21 protein-coding genes are annotated in these 16996 nt (G+C 56.8%); 4 read left to right on the forward strand and 17 right to left on the reverse strand.

Annotated elements, in window-relative coordinates; genetic code table 11:
- The first annotated feature begins 2 nt into the window (after positions 1–2).
- Entirely contained in the window at positions 3–1325 is a 1323-nt protein-coding gene (locus tag Q0932_RS13575; RefSeq protein WP_299353952.1) for an aminotransferase class I/II-fold pyridoxal phosphate-dependent enzyme, read from the forward strand.
- Positions 1326–1356: 31 nt separating this feature from the next.
- Here the strand turns inward: Q0932_RS13575 and Q0932_RS13580 are convergent, their stop codons facing one another.
- The 15 genes from Q0932_RS13580 to Q0932_RS13650 form a co-directional block, all read right to left on the reverse strand.
- A complete protein-coding gene (locus Q0932_RS13580) occupies positions 1357–2211 on the reverse strand; it encodes a DUF1989 domain-containing protein (RefSeq protein WP_299353954.1) in 855 nt (284 codons plus the stop codon).
- Between the two features lie 92 nt (positions 2212–2303).
- A complete protein-coding gene (locus tag Q0932_RS13585) occupies positions 2304–3296 on the reverse strand; it encodes a D-cysteine desulfhydrase family protein (protein ID WP_299353957.1) in 993 nt (330 codons plus the stop codon).
- Positions 3297–3337: 41 nt separating this feature from the next.
- Entirely contained in the window at positions 3338–4975 is a 1638-nt protein-coding gene (locus Q0932_RS13590) for an FAD-binding dehydrogenase (protein ID WP_299353960.1), read from the reverse strand.
- A 167-nt stretch (positions 4976–5142) separates the two neighbouring features.
- Positions 5143–5922, reverse strand: coding sequence for a succinate dehydrogenase iron-sulfur subunit (locus Q0932_RS13595; RefSeq protein ID WP_299353962.1), 780 nt, complete (start codon positions 5920–5922; stop codon positions 5143–5145).
- Between the two features lie 45 nt (positions 5923–5967).
- Entirely contained in the window at positions 5968–6678 is a 711-nt protein-coding gene (locus Q0932_RS13600; protein ID WP_299353964.1) for an FkbM family methyltransferase, read from the reverse strand.
- Positions 6679–6742: 64 nt separating this feature from the next.
- Entirely contained in the window at positions 6743–7114 is a 372-nt protein-coding gene (locus tag Q0932_RS13605) for a hypothetical protein (protein ID WP_299353967.1), read from the reverse strand.
- Complete coding sequence (gene sdhA, locus Q0932_RS13610) at positions 7114–8919, reverse strand: succinate dehydrogenase flavoprotein subunit (RefSeq protein WP_299353970.1); 1806 nt, start codon at positions 8917–8919, stop codon at positions 7114–7116. The genes Q0932_RS13605 and sdhA overlap by 1 nt, the downstream gene beginning before the upstream one ends.
- 16 nt (positions 8920–8935) lie before the next feature.
- A complete protein-coding gene (sdhD, locus tag Q0932_RS13615) occupies positions 8936–9307 on the reverse strand; it encodes a succinate dehydrogenase, hydrophobic membrane anchor protein (protein WP_299353973.1) in 372 nt (123 codons plus the stop codon).
- 13 nt (positions 9308–9320) lie between these two features.
- Complete coding sequence (gene sdhC / locus Q0932_RS13620) at positions 9321–9704, reverse strand: succinate dehydrogenase, cytochrome b556 subunit (protein WP_299353976.1); 384 nt, start codon at positions 9702–9704, stop codon at positions 9321–9323.
- A gap of 59 nt (positions 9705–9763) precedes the next feature.
- Entirely contained in the window at positions 9764–9970 is a 207-nt protein-coding gene (locus tag Q0932_RS13625; protein WP_299353979.1) for a hypothetical protein, read from the reverse strand.
- Positions 9967–10725 carry a DUF4344 domain-containing metallopeptidase gene (locus tag Q0932_RS13630; RefSeq protein ID WP_299353982.1) on the reverse strand — a complete coding sequence of 253 codons (759 nt, stop codon included), beginning with the start codon at positions 10723–10725 and terminating at the stop codon, positions 9967–9969. The genes Q0932_RS13625 and Q0932_RS13630 overlap by 4 nt, the downstream gene beginning before the upstream one ends.
- Before the next feature lie 8 nt (positions 10726–10733).
- Entirely contained in the window at positions 10734–11765 is a 1032-nt protein-coding gene (locus Q0932_RS13635; RefSeq protein ID WP_299353986.1) for a MaoC family dehydratase, read from the reverse strand.
- Positions 11766–11969 (reverse strand): DUF1737 domain-containing protein, encoded by a 204-nt coding sequence (locus Q0932_RS13640; RefSeq protein ID WP_127113724.1) that lies wholly within the window; start codon positions 11967–11969, stop codon positions 11766–11768.
- Between the two features lie 4 nt (positions 11970–11973).
- A complete protein-coding gene (locus tag Q0932_RS13645) occupies positions 11974–12522 on the reverse strand; it encodes an NnrU family protein (RefSeq protein ID WP_299353989.1) in 549 nt (182 codons plus the stop codon).
- Positions 12523–12555: 33 nt separating this feature from the next.
- Positions 12556–13410, reverse strand: coding sequence for a CoA ester lyase (locus tag Q0932_RS13650; RefSeq protein WP_299353992.1), 855 nt, complete (start codon positions 13408–13410; stop codon positions 12556–12558).
- Positions 13411–13592: 182 nt separating this feature from the next.
- Here Q0932_RS13650 and Q0932_RS13655 point away from each other — a divergent pair, with 182 nt between their 5' ends.
- Positions 13593–13904: a hypothetical protein gene (locus Q0932_RS13655; protein ID WP_299353994.1), complete on the forward strand. Its 312-nt coding sequence runs from the start codon at positions 13593–13595 to the stop codon at positions 13902–13904.
- A gap of 41 nt (positions 13905–13945) precedes the next feature.
- Here the strand turns inward: Q0932_RS13655 and Q0932_RS13660 are convergent, their stop codons facing one another.
- Both Q0932_RS13660 and Q0932_RS13665 read right to left on the reverse strand, forming a co-directional pair.
- Positions 13946–14668: a sulfite exporter TauE/SafE family protein gene (locus Q0932_RS13660; protein ID WP_299353997.1), complete on the reverse strand. Its 723-nt coding sequence runs from the start codon at positions 14666–14668 to the stop codon at positions 13946–13948.
- A 65-nt stretch (positions 14669–14733) separates the two neighbouring features.
- Positions 14734–14940: an SHOCT domain-containing protein gene (locus tag Q0932_RS13665; protein ID WP_299354000.1), complete on the reverse strand. Its 207-nt coding sequence runs from the start codon at positions 14938–14940 to the stop codon at positions 14734–14736.
- 206 nt (positions 14941–15146) lie between these two features.
- On the opposite strand from Q0932_RS13665, the gene mdh reads away from it, so the two are divergent.
- Together mdh and Q0932_RS13675 are read left to right on the forward strand one after the other, a co-directional pair.
- Entirely contained in the window at positions 15147–16109 is a 963-nt protein-coding gene (gene mdh, locus Q0932_RS13670) for a malate dehydrogenase (protein WP_299354002.1), read from the forward strand.
- Positions 16110–16994 (forward strand): hypothetical protein, encoded by an 885-nt coding sequence (locus tag Q0932_RS13675; protein WP_299354015.1) that lies wholly within the window; start codon positions 16110–16112, stop codon positions 16992–16994. It begins immediately after the preceding gene.
- The last annotated feature ends 2 nt before the right edge of the window (positions 16995–16996 follow it).

Genomic DNA, 16996 nt, shown 5'->3' on the forward strand with positions numbered 1-16996 from the left:
ACATGACACATCTCATCAAGCGGGATTGGGTCCCAACCCACTGTGAAGTGCGTGTGCAAGAGATCGCGGCGCAAACAGCGCGATCTGACAGCACAGCGCTGAACGCAAAACTGGACCTTCTGGTGGCCAAAAACCAGCAAATACATGAGCGTGACTGTTTTAACCTGAACCCCGCGACCAATGTCATGAACCCGCGGGCCGAAGCCATGTTGGCCAGCGGCTTGGGCAGCCGCCCGTCACTGGGCTATCCCGGTGACAAATACGAAATGGGGCTTGAGGCCGTTGAAGAGATCGAAGTCATCGCGGCCGAACTCGCCGCCGAAGTCTTCAACGCAAAGTATGCCGAAATCCGCGTTCCATCCGGGGCGATTGCCAACCTTTATGCCTTTATGGCTTTGGCTGAGCCGGGCGCGAAAATCATCACGCCTCCGGCGCCTGTCGGCGGTCATGTCACGCATCATGCCGATGGATGCGCGGGTTTGTTCGGGCTGCACAGCCTGCCAGCCCCAGTGGACTCTGATGGCTATACGGTTGACCTCGTTGCGCTGGCCGAGATGGCACGACGCGAACGTCCGGCCATGATCACAATCGGCGGCTCTTTGAACCTGTGCGAACATCCGGTGCGTGAGATTCGCAACATCGCAGATGAGATCGGCGCCAAAGTTTTGTTTGACGCCGCGCACCAATGCGGGATCATCGCGGGTAAAGCGTGGCGAAACCCACTGGAAGAAGGGGCGCATCTCATGACCATGTCGACCTACAAAAGCCTTGGGGGGCCGCCTTCCGGGCTGATCGTGACCAATGAAAGTGAGATTGCCGAACGGCTCGACAAAATCGCCTTTCCCGGCATGACAGCGAATTTTGATGCCGCCAAGTCTGCATCCCTTGCCGTGACAATGCTGGATTGGCGCGATCATGGTGCGGCTTATGCGGCGACAATGATCGACATGTCGCGCGCATTGGCCGAGGCACTGATCGCCGAAGATATTCCTGTGTTCCAAACCCACAGCGGACCAACGCTCTCGCACCAATTCGCGGTTGAGGCTGCAGCTTTTGGGGGTGGTCAGACGGCCTCAAAAACCTTGCGCAAGGCCGGGTTTCTAGCCTGTGGTATTGGCCTGCCAATTCCTGAAGTTGACGGCGATCTGAATGGCTTGCGCTTTGGCACACCGGAACTTGTGCGCTGGGGAATGACAGCGCAGCATGGGCCAGAAATGGCCCGGCTGATCGCTGGGGCCTTACGGGCCAATGACCCTAGTCGGCTTGCAAAAAAGGTCTCGGATTGGCGGCAGACCTTTGATCAATTGCACTTTGTGAACCTCTAAGGATCGTCGACACCGACCCTAGCCAACGCGATCACCTGTCGCCGGACACCCCATGACTGCGATTATATCCGTTGGCTTGAGGCGCATGCCATGTCTCAAGTGCTGTGGCTTCGGGCGCAAAGACTTCGACCAGCAAAGGGTAACAAGGCGCCGTATCAGAGCTGTGTTCGCTGGAACAATCTCCGCCCGGGCAGGCACTAAGCGCACCGAGCAGATCGATCTCTGCGAACAACTCAAGATAGTCTCCCGGTCGTACTGGGCTGGCCTTCATAAAGTACTGACCTGTATCGCGCGTGAAGCCTGTGCACATGAACACGTTGAGGACATCATGCACGTAGCTTTCGGCCTCGAGCAAATCCATACCCGTTTCTGCCGCCAAGGCCCGTGTCAGATTTGAGTGACAGCAGTGATGATACTGCGACCCAGCCAAGAGGTTGCCGGTATAGGGATCACAGCGCGTCCCGATCACGTCATGAACCGAACCGCCAAAGGAATCCATGCCGTACCAATCCAGAGTATCGTCAATGATGGTCGCCATCGGTCTGAGGTGAGGGAATGACGACCACATGCGTTCGCCAGTCGTCAGATGCGTGCCGTGCAACGCGCGGGTCTTTCCAGAGTAAAAGCGCTCGGACAGGTCATTCGCATTCCACAGATTCAGATCGCCAACTTGCGGACCCTCTACGGACGAGATGCGGAAGAAATGACCTTGCGGGACGTGGAAACACGCCGCGTCACGGGCTGGAACCAGCACTTCCGAGGTTTTTTGCGCAGATCGACGCGCGGCCCTGAACGTCTCCATCGGCGGTTTTGGCAACGTATCATTTGGATAACAAATGACAGGTTTGACAGCCTTTCGCGCGTCGGCATCGGCGGGTCTGGACATGGCGGGCTCCTCAGGTTGGCGGTAAAGGAGATGAGTGCGGATTTCTGGTAAGATTGCAATGCCTGCGACGCGCCCAGCAAGCTGGGGGCCTTTCAAAGCGCGTCGGCATAGCCAAACAATGCAGGCTGCCCGCCTGTGTGCCAGAACAGCACGCGCTGGCCCTTTAGCGCATCCGCCTGAGCAATCAGAGCCGCCATCACTTTGCCGGCATAAACAGGGTCCAGAAACACGCCTTCGGTTCGGGCGGTCCTGCGGATTGCCTCGCGAACGCCGTCGTTCAAACGCCCATAGCCGGGTGCCAGCGCGCGATCGTCAAGTTGTATGTCCTGCTCGGCCACCGGGTTCGCAAAGCCCATGAGCTGGGCGAGATCGTCAAGGCGACGACGCACACGTGCCTTTTGCGCTGTAGCATCCCGCCGCACGCAAACTCCGGTAATGGGCGTGCCATTCCCAAGTGCACGCAACCCAAAGAGCAAACCGCAATGCGTCAAAGCTGAGCCTGAGGCCACGACCACGACGTCAAACTCTGCATCCTGCTCTAACAGCTCGCGGGCGGCATCAACATAGCCCAGCGCCCCGGTTGGCGGCTGATCCGCGGACAATGGCACGATATAGGGTATCTCACCCTTGGCGCGCAGAGCCTCTGCGATCTCGCCCAGCGCCGCATCCGCCCCGGCTTCGTCCTCGCCTTCGGGGAAGCTATGCAACGTCGCCCCTAAAAGCTGGTCCAAAAGCACATTGCCATTTTCGCGGTACTGCGCCCCCACGTCCGGCACGCGATCTTCCAACTGAATGTGACAGCCCATGCCCAGCCGTGCAGCCATCGCTGCTGCTGCGCGCACGAAATTTGATTGGACGGCGCCGGTGATCAGGATTTGCGTGGCCCCCTGAGCCAATGCCTTGCCCAGATAGAATTCGAGCTGCCGCACCTTATTGCCGCCAAATCCAATGCCTGTGCAATCATCGCGCTTTATCCACAGATCAAGACCCAGCTCACGCCCAAGGTTGGTCATAGGTTCCAACGGTGTCGGCAGGTGACCCATGTGGACGCGGGGGAATGTGGAGAGGTGATCCAGAACAGTCATGTAATGATACCGCCCGCAGCGCTGCGCAAAGTCAATGCGCCTTAGACACTCCTGCCGGCCGCACGCCCAGAAAAGATACAACCGCCAAGGAATGTCCCCTCAAGCGCGTTGTAGCCGTGGTAGCCGCCGCCACCGAACCCTGCAACTTCGCCAGCCGCGAACAGGCCTTCAAAAGCTGTGCCATCCGCGCGCAAAACCTGCCCTGTGATGTCCGCGTGCAATCCGCCCAGAGACTTGCGGGTCAGAATGCTGAGTTTAACCCCGATCAGCGGGCCGTTGGCGGCGTCCAGAATACGGTGTGGTTTGGCGGTGCGGATCAAACGATCCCCGCGATAGGTACGCGCGCCGCGAATAGCCGTGACCTGCGCATCTTTCGCAAAGGGGTTTTCGATCTGGGCATCACGCATTTCGATCTGGTCGCGCACCTTGTTCACATCCAGAGGCGTATCGGACACCTTGTTCATCCCTGTGACCAGTTCCTCCAGCGTATCCGCAACAACAAAGTCTTCGCCGTGTGTCTTAAAGGCCTCAACCGGGGCCGGGGCACCTTTGCCCATGATCCGAGCCTTCAGAACTGAGGACCACTTGCCCGACGTCAGGTCCGGGTTTTGCTCAGAGCCGGACAGGGCAAATTCTTTCTCGATGATCTTCTGGGTCAGGATGAACCAGCTGTGCTCGTGCCCCGTGGACAAGATGCGTTTGAGCGTGCCCAGCGAGTCAAAGCCCGGCAAGTAAGGCGCCTCCATGCGCTCTCCCAAGGCGTCGAACCAGACCGAAGATGGGCCCGGCAGAATGCGAATGCCGTGATTGGGCCAGATCGGATCCCAGTTGTGCAGCCCTTCGGTATAGTGCCACATCCGATCACCATTGATGATACCGGCACCGGCCTGTTCCGCCACCCGTTGCATCTGGCCATCCACATAATCCGGTACCCCGGCGACCATATGCTTGGGTGCTGCACCAAGGCGATCTTCGGGCCAATAGCTGCGAACCATGTCATGATCGCCACCTATGCCACCGGTCGTGACGATGATGGCGGGCGCTCGGAACTCAAAATCTCCGACCACATCGCGATTGGTTGATCTTCCGCGATCTGCATTATCATCGGCCAGAACCTCGCCTGCGACACCGACGGCAGCTTCGTTTTCGACGATCAGAGTCGTCACTCGATGGCGAAAGGCAAACTCTAGCTTGCCCTCATCTGCCGCTTTGCGAACCAACCGTTCAAATGGCGCAACGGTCCCCGGCCCGGTGCCCCATGTGATATGAAACCGCGGGACCGAGTTGCCATGACCATGCGCCTGCTCGCCGCCGCGCTCGGCCCAGCCCACCACTGGAAACCAGCGAAAGCCGCGCTCGGCCAGCCAGGGGCGCATCTCGTCCGCCGCGAAATCCAGATAAGCCTCGGCCACTCTGCGGGGGTTGGCATCCTCGGGACGGTCGAACTGTGCCGATCCCATCCAATCCTTCAAAGCGAGGTCGTGACTGTCCTTGATCCCCATCCGGCGTTGTTCGGGCGTGTCGACCATGAACAGGCCACCCAATGACCAGAAGGCCTGCCCACCCATGGATTGCTCGCCCTCTTGGTCCAGCAACAGAACTTTGCGTCCGCGTGAAACAGCCTCTGCAGCGGCGACCAAACCGGCCAAGCCCGAGCCAACAACAATCACATCTGCCATAGTCTTTTCCTCCTGCTAACCAAAAGCTAGACAGACAGCGTCAATTAACCAACCACAACCTTGCGTAACCCCATTCCCGCATCAGCCGTAAGGGGGAATGACGGCAGCCCCAAAAGCGAAAGGCCCGCCAAAAGACGGGCCCTCGCAAAAACAATACCTGTCGCAGATCAGATGCTGCGTTCGACCATCATTTTCTTGATTTCTGCGATGGCCTTGGCCGGGTTCAGACCTTTGGGGCATGTCTTGGCGCAGTTCATAATGGTGTGGCAACGATAAAGCTTGAACGGGTCTTCGATATTGTCGAGACGCTCGCCTGTGGCCTCATCCCGGCTGTCAATGATCCAGCGGTAGGCGTGTAGCAGAGCCGCAGGCCCGAGATAGCGGTCGCCATTCCACCAGTAGCTTGGGCAAGACGTCGAACAGCTGGCACACATGACGCATTCATACAGACCATCCAATTTCTTGCGGTCTTCAATCGACTGTTTCCACTCTTTGGCAGGGCGGTTGGTCTTGGTTTCCAGCCACGGCATGATGCTGGCGTGCTGTGCATAAAAGTGGGTCAGGTCTGGGATCAGGTCTTTGACCACTGGCATGTGGGGCAGCGGATAGATTTTCACATCGCCTTTGACCTCATCCAACCCATAGATACAGGCCAGGGTGTTGATCCCGTCGATGTTCATCGCGCAAGAACCACAGATACCTTCGCGGCACGAGCGGCGGAAGGTCAGGGTCGGATCAATCTCGTTCTTGATCTTGATCAGCGCGTCCAGAATCATCGGACCACATTTGTCCATGTCGAGGAAATAGGTGTCGACCGACGGGTTTTTACCGTCATCCGGGTTCCAGCGATAGATCTGGAACTTACGCACGTTGGTCGCCCCTTCGGGCTTGGGCCAGGTTTTACCTGTGGTGATCTTGGAGTTCTTCGGAAGTGCGAATTCAACCATGACTAACCTCTTGGGGTTTGGTGGCACGATGGCGTTTGAAATATGTCATGCGCTGTCCCAACGGGTAAATAGCGCATCCTGATGGCGGGGTCGGGGATTTTTCCAAGTGGTGTTCGACACCGCCAGAACGTCCCGGTATTCCAGCCCATGACGGGCCAGGTATGCAAAAATCTCGCTTGGCGGGTTGATCCCGGCAAAACGGTGAGTGTGTGACAACTCAAGTATGACGAAATCACAGGACGCAAGCATCTGGCTGGCGCCTTTCAGAACCTGAAGCTCATGGCCTTCGGTATCAATTTTCAACCCGAAACGGCCGGTGTGACCCGCAGCGATGTCATCAAGACGGCGCATGGGGACATGACGCGTTTCGACTGATTGGAACCGAGCGGACATATTGTCTGTGCGTGTGGCCAAGCTGGACATAGCCAGCCGTGTGCCCCGCTTCATGGTCGGGATGTTCAAGGCCACCTCGCCCTCAGCCTCACCCACTGCACAACAGTGGAACTCGTGACTGACAGCCAAGCCTGCCGACGCTATGGTGTCACGGCTTTCGGTCAAAGGATCGATCAGCACATGATGCGCATCGGGAAAGGCGTGATACAGGTAACCCGTGCCGCTTTCGACGCCGACATCAAAGACAACGTCCGGCGCAAATTCGTATCCACGCAAATAAGGGCTGGTGGTCTTATGCGGGATCGCAACTAGGCGGCCCTGCTTAAGCTCTTTCAGCGTTTCGGGTGACAGATCATTTCGCATCAGATCACCGCCACACAACCACAGTTGCTGTGATTTTTGGCCGACCGGAAACCTGTGTATGGCTTTACCGCTTCAAGCAATACCCGTCTCCGCTGTGCATTACACCGCCGCCGCCAACACAAGCGGTATTGATCGCGACGTCTTGGGCATTTCCGCCATATATGTCCGAGTAGCCCTGGACGGCTTCGCGCGTGCCGTACTGAACGGAATACCTGTCCTGCAAGCAATCGTTCACATTGTGCGCCCCACGTTCACTGCCGCCACTGGCGGTTATCACGGTCGGCACGGCGTCTGCAGTAGACATCGCGTAGCTGCCCGGTGCGCGGGTTTCTGACATACAGCTTCGAACCGCTTGAATGGCCGAATTGTCCATTGCAAAAGTTTTACCGGCAATGCCGGCGACGGCGAATACGAGAGCTGTTGTCAGAATGCGCATTAGAAAGTCCTTGCCTTAGGAGCGATTTTCTTCAGGCTAATGCCGCCTTCATCTTCGGTCGTCAGACGATCGACGATGACTGGACGATAGCTAAGATCGACCTTGGCGCCATCAACATGGCTGACAGTATGCACACGCCATGCCTTGTCGTCACGCTCTGAGTAATCTTCATGCGCATGAGCACCGCGGCTTTCCTTACGTGCCTCGGCGCCGACGATGGTTGCCATCGCGTTTGGCATGAGGTTGGTCAGCTCTAGTGTTTCCATCAGATCCGAGTTCCAGACCAGCGACGTGTCCGTGACATGTAGGTCGTCCAGCTTCCCGGCAATCGCGGTCATTTTCTCGACGCCCTCTTTCAGGGTTTTGTCGGTCCGGAACACGGCGGCATCGGCCTGCATCGTGCGCTGCATTTCCAAGCGCAGTTCTGCGGTCGGAACACCACCCTTGGCATTGCGCAGACCATCAAAGCGATCAAACGCCCCATCAACTGAGGCTTGGTTCAGCACAGGGTTCGACGCCTCAGCATCAACAACCTTGCCTGCACGGATTGCAGCAGCGCGACCGAACACGACAAGGTCGATCAGCGAGTTTGACCCCAAGCGGTTCGCCCCGTGCACCGAGGCACAGCCCGCTTCGCCCACGGCCATCAGGCCCGGTACGACGGCGGTCGGATCATCCTTGGTCGGGTTCAGAACCTCACCCCAATAGTTCGTCGGAATGCCGCCCATATTGTAGTGCACGGTAGGCAGAACCGGGATCGGCTCTTTGGTGACGTCCACACCTGCGAAAATTTTGGCGCTTTCCGAAATGCCCGGCAGGCGTTCGGCCAATGCTTCGGCTGGCAGGTGGTTCAAGTTCAGGTGGATGTGGTCTCCGCCTTCACCAACACCGCGGCCTTCGCGGATTTCCATGGTCATTGAACGCGAAACATAGTCACGCGGCGCGAGATCTTTGTACTGGGGCGCATAGCGCTCCATAAACCGTTCGCCTTCGGAGTTGGTAAGATACCCACCTTCGCCGCGCGCTCCTTCGGTGATCAGACAGCCCGAGCCATAGATGCCGGTCGGGTGGAACTGAACAAATTCCATGTCCTGCAGCGCGAGACCTGCGCGGGCTACCATGCCGCCACCGTCGCCGGTGCAGGTGTGGGCCGAAGTGGCCGAGAAATAGGCGCGGCCATAACCGCCAGTTGCCAGCACCACCATCTTGGCGTTGAAGACGTGCATGGTGCCATCGTCCAGCTTCCAGCAGACAACACCCTGACATTCGCCGTCATCGCTCATGATGAGGTCGATGGCAAAATATTCAACATAGAATTCGGCGTTGTTCTTCAACGATTGACCATAGAGCGTGTGCAGGATCGCATGGCCTGTTCGGTCCGCGGCTGCACAGGTCCGCTGCACGGCGGGGCCTTCGCCAAACTCGGTGGTGTGGCCACCAAACGGACGCTGGTAGATCTTGCCTTCTTCGGTGCGCGAAAACGGCACGCCGTAGTGCTCAAGCTCGTAAACGGCCTTGGGCGCTTCACGGGCGAGGTATTCCATCGCATCCGTGTCGCCCAACCAGTCCGAGCCCTTCACAGTGTCATACATGTGCCACTGCCAGTGGTCGGGGCCCATGTTCGACAGCGAGGCAGCGATCCCGCCTTGTGCGGCAACCGTGTGCGAGCGGGTTGGGAAAACCTTGGTTACGCAAGCGGTGCGCAGGCCTTGTTCGGCCATACCCAGAGTGGCACGCAGACCAGCGCCACCAGCGCCAACCACGACCACGTCATATTCATGTGTTTCGTATTCGTAAGCAGCCATTCGTCCAGCTCCGGTCTTAAAGGGCAATACGCGCCAGGGCGAAAAGCCCGGTGGCGGCAACGGCGTAAGCAATGCAGGTGCAGAGGATGATCAGGAACTTCTTCTGAAGCCCGCGGGTGTAGTCTTCGATCACCACTTGAATGCCGTGGCGGAAGTGGATCATCGCAACGGTGATGGTCATCGCAGCGATAATCGCCGGGAATGGACGCTGGTAATAAGAGATCACTTCTTCATAAGTGCCTCCCAGAGCGCAACCAAAGGTGATGACGAACAGCGGCACCAAAATGGCGAGGCCAACGGCGCTGATGGTCTGGCCCCAGAAATGCTCGGTGCCGGTTCTGGATGAGCCGCGAAATTCGGCGCGTTTACGGTCGGTCAGGAATGCCATGATGCGAACCCCCTCAGAGTACCAATGCCACGAGAACAGCCAGAACGACCGATCCGATGACAACGGCCCAGCCCAGCTTTTGTGCAGTTTCAAGTTCAAAGCCTCGGCCTGTATCCCAGTAAAGGTGACGCAAGCCCGACAAGAAGTGATAGCAGACAGCCCAGAGAGCTGCGAACATCACCAAGTCACCGAACCAAGAAGTCATGATCCCGTTAACTAGGTCGAAGTATTTTGGCCCTGCAGACGCAGCAAGGAACCACCAGACCACCAATGCAGCCGCGCCGAGCAAGGCAACGCCTGTGACACGGGCAAAGATCGAGGTTACTGAGGTCAGCTGTGGGCGGTAAACTTGCAAATGCGGCGAAAGTGGGCGATTGCCCCGGTTCACATCGGCCATATTGAATCCTTTCGGTTTCCCTTGGTTCTTTACTACCTATTTTTTAGCTCATGTCACTGTCATGGCAGCGCTAAAGGCGCGGTTTTTTGGCGCAATACAAACTTTTCTGGAAATTTTGTGATCACTGCATAAATTTCGTGATCACATATTCGCAGATCGCGATGCAGATCGGTCACAACCAGTCCCTTTGCGCCGCATGAGTCGTTTTTAGCGACATCCACTTTGTCAGACCCGTGCCAGAGCTGATTTTGTGACCACAAAGTCATGGCATTGTTTCCACCAGATAATCTGCAAATTCGGTGCAAATTGTTATGCTGCGTGTCTGGGGATCGTAAAACGCGTTCGGCTCTCCGCAAGGCACAATATCTGTGTGCAACCGAAACGGCAGACGAAGTTCTGTGTCGAGTGCGTCGAGCTCGGCCTGTATTACCTCGAGCGTAAAACGCCCGCCTTCTGTCGGGGTCTCGACAGTATTCAACCCAAAATCACCGCCATTGTTGGGATGTAGGACGTCGTCCAGCACCGCGCCCCAACTGTCGTTAGCCTGATCGTATTCATCTGGGCAATACTCAGCGCGTTCTGGCGGCAATCCGAGATCGTCGGCCACATCGTCACGCTCTTCTGGGTTTGCGCCGTAGAACACGCAGACCAAATTGTAATAGCGCTGCAGGTCTGGCCCATGAACGTCCCAATAGGCGGGCTCTTCACCTGCCAGCTCGCGCTCTTCGGATTCACCCAGAAACCCGAACGCGGTGTCATACGCCATCTGAACGGCACTTTCTTCTTCCCAGAACGCGTCGATCAGAAAGACGGAAAGAACATCTGCAGCGTCTTCTTCCTGCCCAAAGATCGGCAGATCGAGAAAATCGATCAGGGCATGGCCGAGCTCATGATAGAAAATGCCAAGCAAGTTGCTTTCGACATATCCCCTAACATCGTCAGAGGCATCGGCGGTAAACTCCGCCCGCGCCGGAGGCGTCAGGCAAAATACCACTGCAAGACAAGCTAAAAGGTGCTTCATGCACTCTATTAGAGCGGCATCAACGCCCAGTAATCAAGATCAAGCAACACATCCGGCAAGTATTTTCCATCTTCGCCACGCAGCGCGAAGGGGTCTCCGCCCCGTGTCGCCACAAGCCGCAAGCGAACGGCCCCAACACCCGGAGCATTGGTTTCAGCCGTATCCAAAACTTCTGACCACGCTTTGACCGTCAATCCGGAAAAGGCCGGGTTCGCGTGTGCACCACCGTTCAGGCCGACAATCATCTGTGCGTTGGCAAGACCATTGAAGGACAGTGTGCGGGCGAGGCTGATAATGTGACCGCCATAAATCAGGCGCTGACCGTCGGGACGGAATGTGGCATCGAAATGCACCTTGGCAGTGTTCTGCCATAGGCGCGTCGCCATCATGTGCTCTGCCTCTTCCAGTGTTACACCGTCGACGTGGTCGATGGTTTCACCGACTTCATAGTCACCCCATCGATGAGGCTCACCTGCGAGCGTGAAATCGTAGTTGGTAAAGTCCAGGTCCTCGGGAATCACGAGATCCTTGGCGTCGATCACCTTGGCCAACTCGGGGACCACGGTTTCGGGCGCTGGCGCATCAAAGTCGCGTTTGCGAACCATGACCCAACGCACATATTCCATCACGATCTCATCGTTTTGGTTCATGCCACGGGTGCGCACATAGACCACCCCGGTTTTGCCGTTCGAGTTTTGTTTGAGGCCGATGACCTCGGAGGTGGAGCGCAAAGTGTCGCCTTCGTAGACCGGCTTTAACCAGCGCCCTTCGGCATAGCCAAGGTTGGCAACCGCATTCAACGACACATCCGGAACGGTTTTACCAAAGACCACGTGGAACGCTGCCAGATCATCGATCGGCGACTTTGGCAGGCCGCTCGCCTGTGCAAAAGCATCCGATGAATAGAGGGCATGACGCGCTGGGTAGAGTGCGTGATAAAGCGCACGCTCGCCGCCTGATACGGTGCGCGGCACCGCGTGCTCGATCACCTGCCCTAGCGTGTAGTCTTCAAAAAACCGACCCGGATTGGTCTTGGCCATCTAGTGCTCTCCTAATTTTGTGTCAGGGGTATAGGTGCCCTCAACCTCTTTGATGACTGCCTGGCCACAGCGCATAACGCCGGTGGCCTGACAGAATGTCTGGGTGGGAGAGCCATAAAGCTCCCAGCCCTTGTTCAGCGCGTCCGTCACCTTGTGACAGAACGCTGAGGTGTCTTCTTCGCTGAGGAACCGGTAGAGCTTCATGCGTCTACACCGGATATGGCCAAGGACCGACCCAGTAGTGGATGTAGCCAATGACCGCCAACAGAACGATCGATGCGATCAGGAAAATACCGTCCTTGGCATAGGTTCCCGGCTCACCCGGCGTCCAGTCCGGCTCAGCTTTGTTGATCAGGGGAACCTCAATAAGCGCCCAAAGGAACAAGCCACCAAACAGGATCAGGCTGGCAACGTCGCCGTTGACCAGAATGTGGGCAAAGGCCCAAGCCCGGAAACCGGCCAGCATCGGGTGGCGCATGCCATTCAGGATGCGGCCCTTTTGCGGGGCGGGGCTCATCATGAAGATTGCGATCAACACCAACAAATTGTTGACATGGATTGTCCAGGTCGGAGCCACCCAAAGATCAATCACCTCGGCCTGTCGATAGCCAATCACCATTAGCACAACGCTGATCACCAAAACGATCGCCACAACGCCGCGCCCTGCGTCGCCCATCCTGGCGCGGGCCTCAGGCATCAGACGTTTGAAGAAATGGGCGAAGGCCCAGAGCAATACCCCAATAACCAAAAGTAACATTTGCGTCTCCCTTTGTTGGTCTTGGGTTAAGACTTAGCCTTCCAGCGCCGCGATTGCATCTGCTTTCGCGAGGATTTCTTTGGCGGTGACAACGTGCAGGTTTTCAACGATCTTGCCATCCACCACGGCAACGCCCTGACCCGCGGCCTCAGTCTCTTCAAACGCGGCAATCTGACGTCGGGCCAAATCAATCTCGTCTTCGGTTGGGGCAAAAGCCTCGTTGGCGACATCCACCTGCGCCGGGTGGATCAGAGTTTTTCCGTCCATACCAAGGTCGCGACCTTGCTCGCACTCTACTCGCAGACCTTCGGCATCTTTAAACGCGTTATAGACACCGTCCACGATAACAAGCCCCTCGGCCTTGGCAGCCAACAGGCAAAGCGACAGGGACGTCATCATCGGCAAACGATCCGCACGGAAGCGACACTGCAAATCCTTGGCGAGATCATTTGTGCCCATTACAAAGCCCTTCATCAAAGGGTGCGAAGCTATTTCGGCGGCATTCATGATGCCACGTGGGGTTTCCATCATTGCCCAGATCGGCAGATCACCCGTGATCTCGGCCAATAGGTCCACTTGGGCAAAGCTTTCGACTTTGGGCAACAAAACCGCGTCGCAATCCATCTCGCGCACGGCGGCGGCATCTTCACGGCCCCACTTTGTGATCAGCCCGTTGATGCGCACGATCCGGGTACGGTTGCCGTAACCTCCGGCTTCCAACGCGGCCTTTAGTGTTTCTCGGGCGTTTTCCTTTTCGTCCACTGACACGGCATCTTCGAGGTCAAAGATGATGGCATCCACAGGCAGTGTACGAGCTTTTTCCAGCGCGCGGTCTTTTGAGCCGGGAATGTAAAGAACCGAGCGAAAGGGGCGTGTACGCTGAACCATGAGTCTCTCCGAAATAAAGTTGCGCAGAAAAGGCCACTTTTTCACGAAAAGTTCAAGGCAGAAAATGCCGCAACGCAGAAAGGTCGACGTGGGACGCTGCGTTAACCTGGATTTGGCACTCCGACCGCCAGTCTTTTGCATCGGGAAAACGCGGAAAAACCCGCATTTGAAAGGGCATTGAGATGAAACAAGAGCTTATTTCAGCGACGATGGGCCTTGGCCTTATGGCCTTGGCAGAAAATCAAGTTGCGGCGCAACAAAACAACTGCGCCCCCAGAGAGGTGGTCTTGCAACGACTCACAGAAGGATACGGGGAAACCCGTCAAGCGATTGGGTTGGGCGCCAACAACGTGGTCGTCGAGGTTTTTGCGAGCGAGACCGGGAGTTGGACGATTACGGTCACGCTTCCCAATGGTGCGACCTGCCTTGTGGCGTCAGGGCAAGCCTATGAAGAGTTGGCCGAAACTTTGCCCGCTAAGGGAGATGACGCCTAAAATATCCGGTCGGCTTTCTGAGCCGGCTAAAAACTACTGCTCTAGGTCAGAGCATCCCAGATGAGTTTCAATCCTGTCACGGTCAACATGGCATAGGTCACCCCAAAGAAATGACGCTCTGAAACCCAATGATGGGCCTTGACCCCGAGCCATGCGCCAAACAGAGCAAAGGGTGCCAACATTAGATCCGCCTTAAGAGTCTCGATGGTGAACACACCAAGCACCCCATAAGGAATGGCCTTGGCAATGTTGATAATCCAGAACACCAGAACAGTTGTTGCCTGATAGGCGGTTTTCTCGAGGCCGCGCGACAACAGATAGACGGCCACTGGTGGCCCTCCAGCATGGCTTACGAAACTCGTGAAACCGGCAATGACGCCCGCGAGTCCGCCAGACCACCCGGGCTGGACCCGAATACGCCCCGTTCCGGGCACAAGTCGCCACATCACAAACCCAAGTGCGACGCCGCCGATCAGCAGTCGCAGGACATCATCATTGGCAACGGTAAACAACGCGGCCCCCAGAACAGCGCCCGGAATACCGCCCAACACCAACAACCGCGCATCCGGCCAACTCCAACGCATCCAATAGGGGCGTAACGTGGTCACATCGATCAACATCAAAAGCGGCAACATCAGCCCAAGCGCCGTGGCGGGTGGGAGAACCAATGCTAACAAGGCAGAACTTGCAAAGGCGGCTCCGGATCCGAAGCCGCCTTTGGAAACGCCCGCAAATACTGTTGCAAGCGCAGCGAGTAGAAACAAAGTTTGAGACTCAAACACGTGCAGATAGACCTGACACGCCTAACACCGACCGCGCGGCTACCACCCTATTTTTTGGACAAGATTTTCTTACGCTGCTTTTCGTATTCGTCTTCGGTCAGCAGACCTTTGGCATAGGCTGTCTCCAGCGCCTCGAGCTCTTCACCAACTGTCGTTGTTGTAACCTGGTTGGTTGTATTGCCGCCATTGCCGCATGCCGAAAGTGTCATGCCAGCAACAACCATTACCATCAAAAGCTTCGCAGTCGCCTTCATTCGTCCCGATCCCCAATAGTGAGTGTTTGACACGATGCTAATCCCGACGGCGACTTCGGGCAAGCATGTTCACGCGACAAATTTTCCCTTGGTTTTCGGCGTTGTGGCCCTCCTGCATCCCTTCGCCGCGCCTGCAAAGTCTTGCGTTAAGACCGATTCCCGCCTAAGCCGACCACGAAATTCAAACCGGACCGGAGATATTCCCTATGGCCAGACCCAAGATTGCCCTTATCGGCGCAGGCAACATCGGCGGCACGCTCGCCCACCTCGCAGCTATCAAAGAACTGGGCGACGTAGTTCTGTTCGACATCGCCGACGGCCTGCCCCAAGGCAAAGCCCTCGACATCGCAGAATCGGGCCCCGTCGAAAAAATTGATGCCGCGATGTCAGGCTCGAGCGACTATGCAGCCATCGCTGGCGCAGACGTCTGCATCGTAACCGCAGGCGTTGCACGCAAACCCGGCATGAGTCGTGATGACCTCTTGGGCATCAACCTCAAGGTCATGAAGTCAGTCGGTGAAGGCATCGCCGCTCACGCACCGGACGCTTTTGTGATCTGCATCACCAACCCGCTCGACGCGATGGTCTGGGCTCTGCAGAAGTTTTCAGGCCTGCCCACGAACAAAGTTTGCGGCATGGCTGGTGTTCTGGACTCAGCTCGCTTCCGTCACTTCCTCGCCGAAGAATTCAACGTTTCGATGCGCGACGTAACCGCATTTGTTCTGGGCGGCCACGGTGACACCATGGTGCCATCGGTTCGCTACTCGACCGTTGCCGGTATCCCGTTGCCTGACCTGATCGAGATGGGCTGGACCACTCAAGAGAAACTGGACGCAATGGTTCAGCGGACCCGTGATGGTGGCGCAGAAATCGTTGGCCTCTTGAAAACCGGTTCGGCGTTCTACGCTCCGGCAGCTTCAGCAATCGAGATGGCCGAAGCCTATCTGAAAGACCAAAAACGCGTTCTGCCATGTGCCGCCTATTGTGATGGCGATCTTGGCGTCAAAGACATGTATGTCGGCGTTCCCACCGTGATCGGTGCTGGTGGTGTTGAGAAGGTCGTGAACATCAAGCTCAACAAAGAAGAGCAAGAAGGTTTCACAACCTCGGTCAAAGCTGTTCAGGGTCTTATGGAAGCCTGCAAAGGCATCGACGGCTCGCTCGCGTAAATGACAAACGGCTTTATCTTTGCCGTTTCAGGGCCAGACTATGCCGGTCTGGCCCAACAAGCCGCCGCAACTGTGGCGCAGCACCATCCAGACATTCCAATAGACTTGTTCACCGACCAGCCTTGCGATGATCCGGTTTTCACGCAGGTCCATCAGCTGTCTGGCTCCAGCCCTCGTCCCCGTTTCGAGGCGCTGCTTCAGTCTCGGTTTGACAACACCATATGCCTGGATGCCGATCTTTTCGTGATCGCGCCGATTGCCGATGTTTTTGCCCTTCTTCAGCACTTTGATATTGCCGCGGCACATGATCAGCGACTGAACGTGTCCACCCATACGCTGGTCTTTCATACCAAGCCGGTCCCCACTGCGTTTCCGCAATACAACTCGGGGGTTTTCGGCCTGCGCAAGTCGGATGAGACCCACGCGTTTGTTCGGGCATGGGAGGCTGGGTACATCGCGGCCGATCTGGGAATTGATCAACCAATTCTACGCGAGCTGTTGTTCGAAAGCCGACTGCGAATTGCTACTTTACCGGCACAATACAACGTCATCGACATGGACCTGATCCGGAGCTTTGACAGTCGCACGATCGCGCCTCGTATCCTGCACTCTTCGTTACTGCGCACCGGCTACAAGCGCGACGTCTCGACAGCGACAACACCTGAAGACTTGGTCGGCAAGGATTTCATGCAGTTTTTGCGTGACCTCCAGGAGGCCGATGTCACGCTGACACCAAAACCCATCCAGCGGGTCGTCGAAGCCTATTGCGATACCCGCCCCGGAACCAAAGTGCATCCGCAGAATAATTTCACCATGAAGTACTCCAAGCGGACGCGGCTACGGCGGTGGTGGGCTGAACTAAAGGTTCCGTTCATAGATACTTGAGT

It is taken from the genome of uncultured Shimia sp. (assembly GCF_947498095.1).
Lineage (GTDB): Bacteria > Pseudomonadota > Alphaproteobacteria > Rhodobacterales > Rhodobacteraceae > Shimia.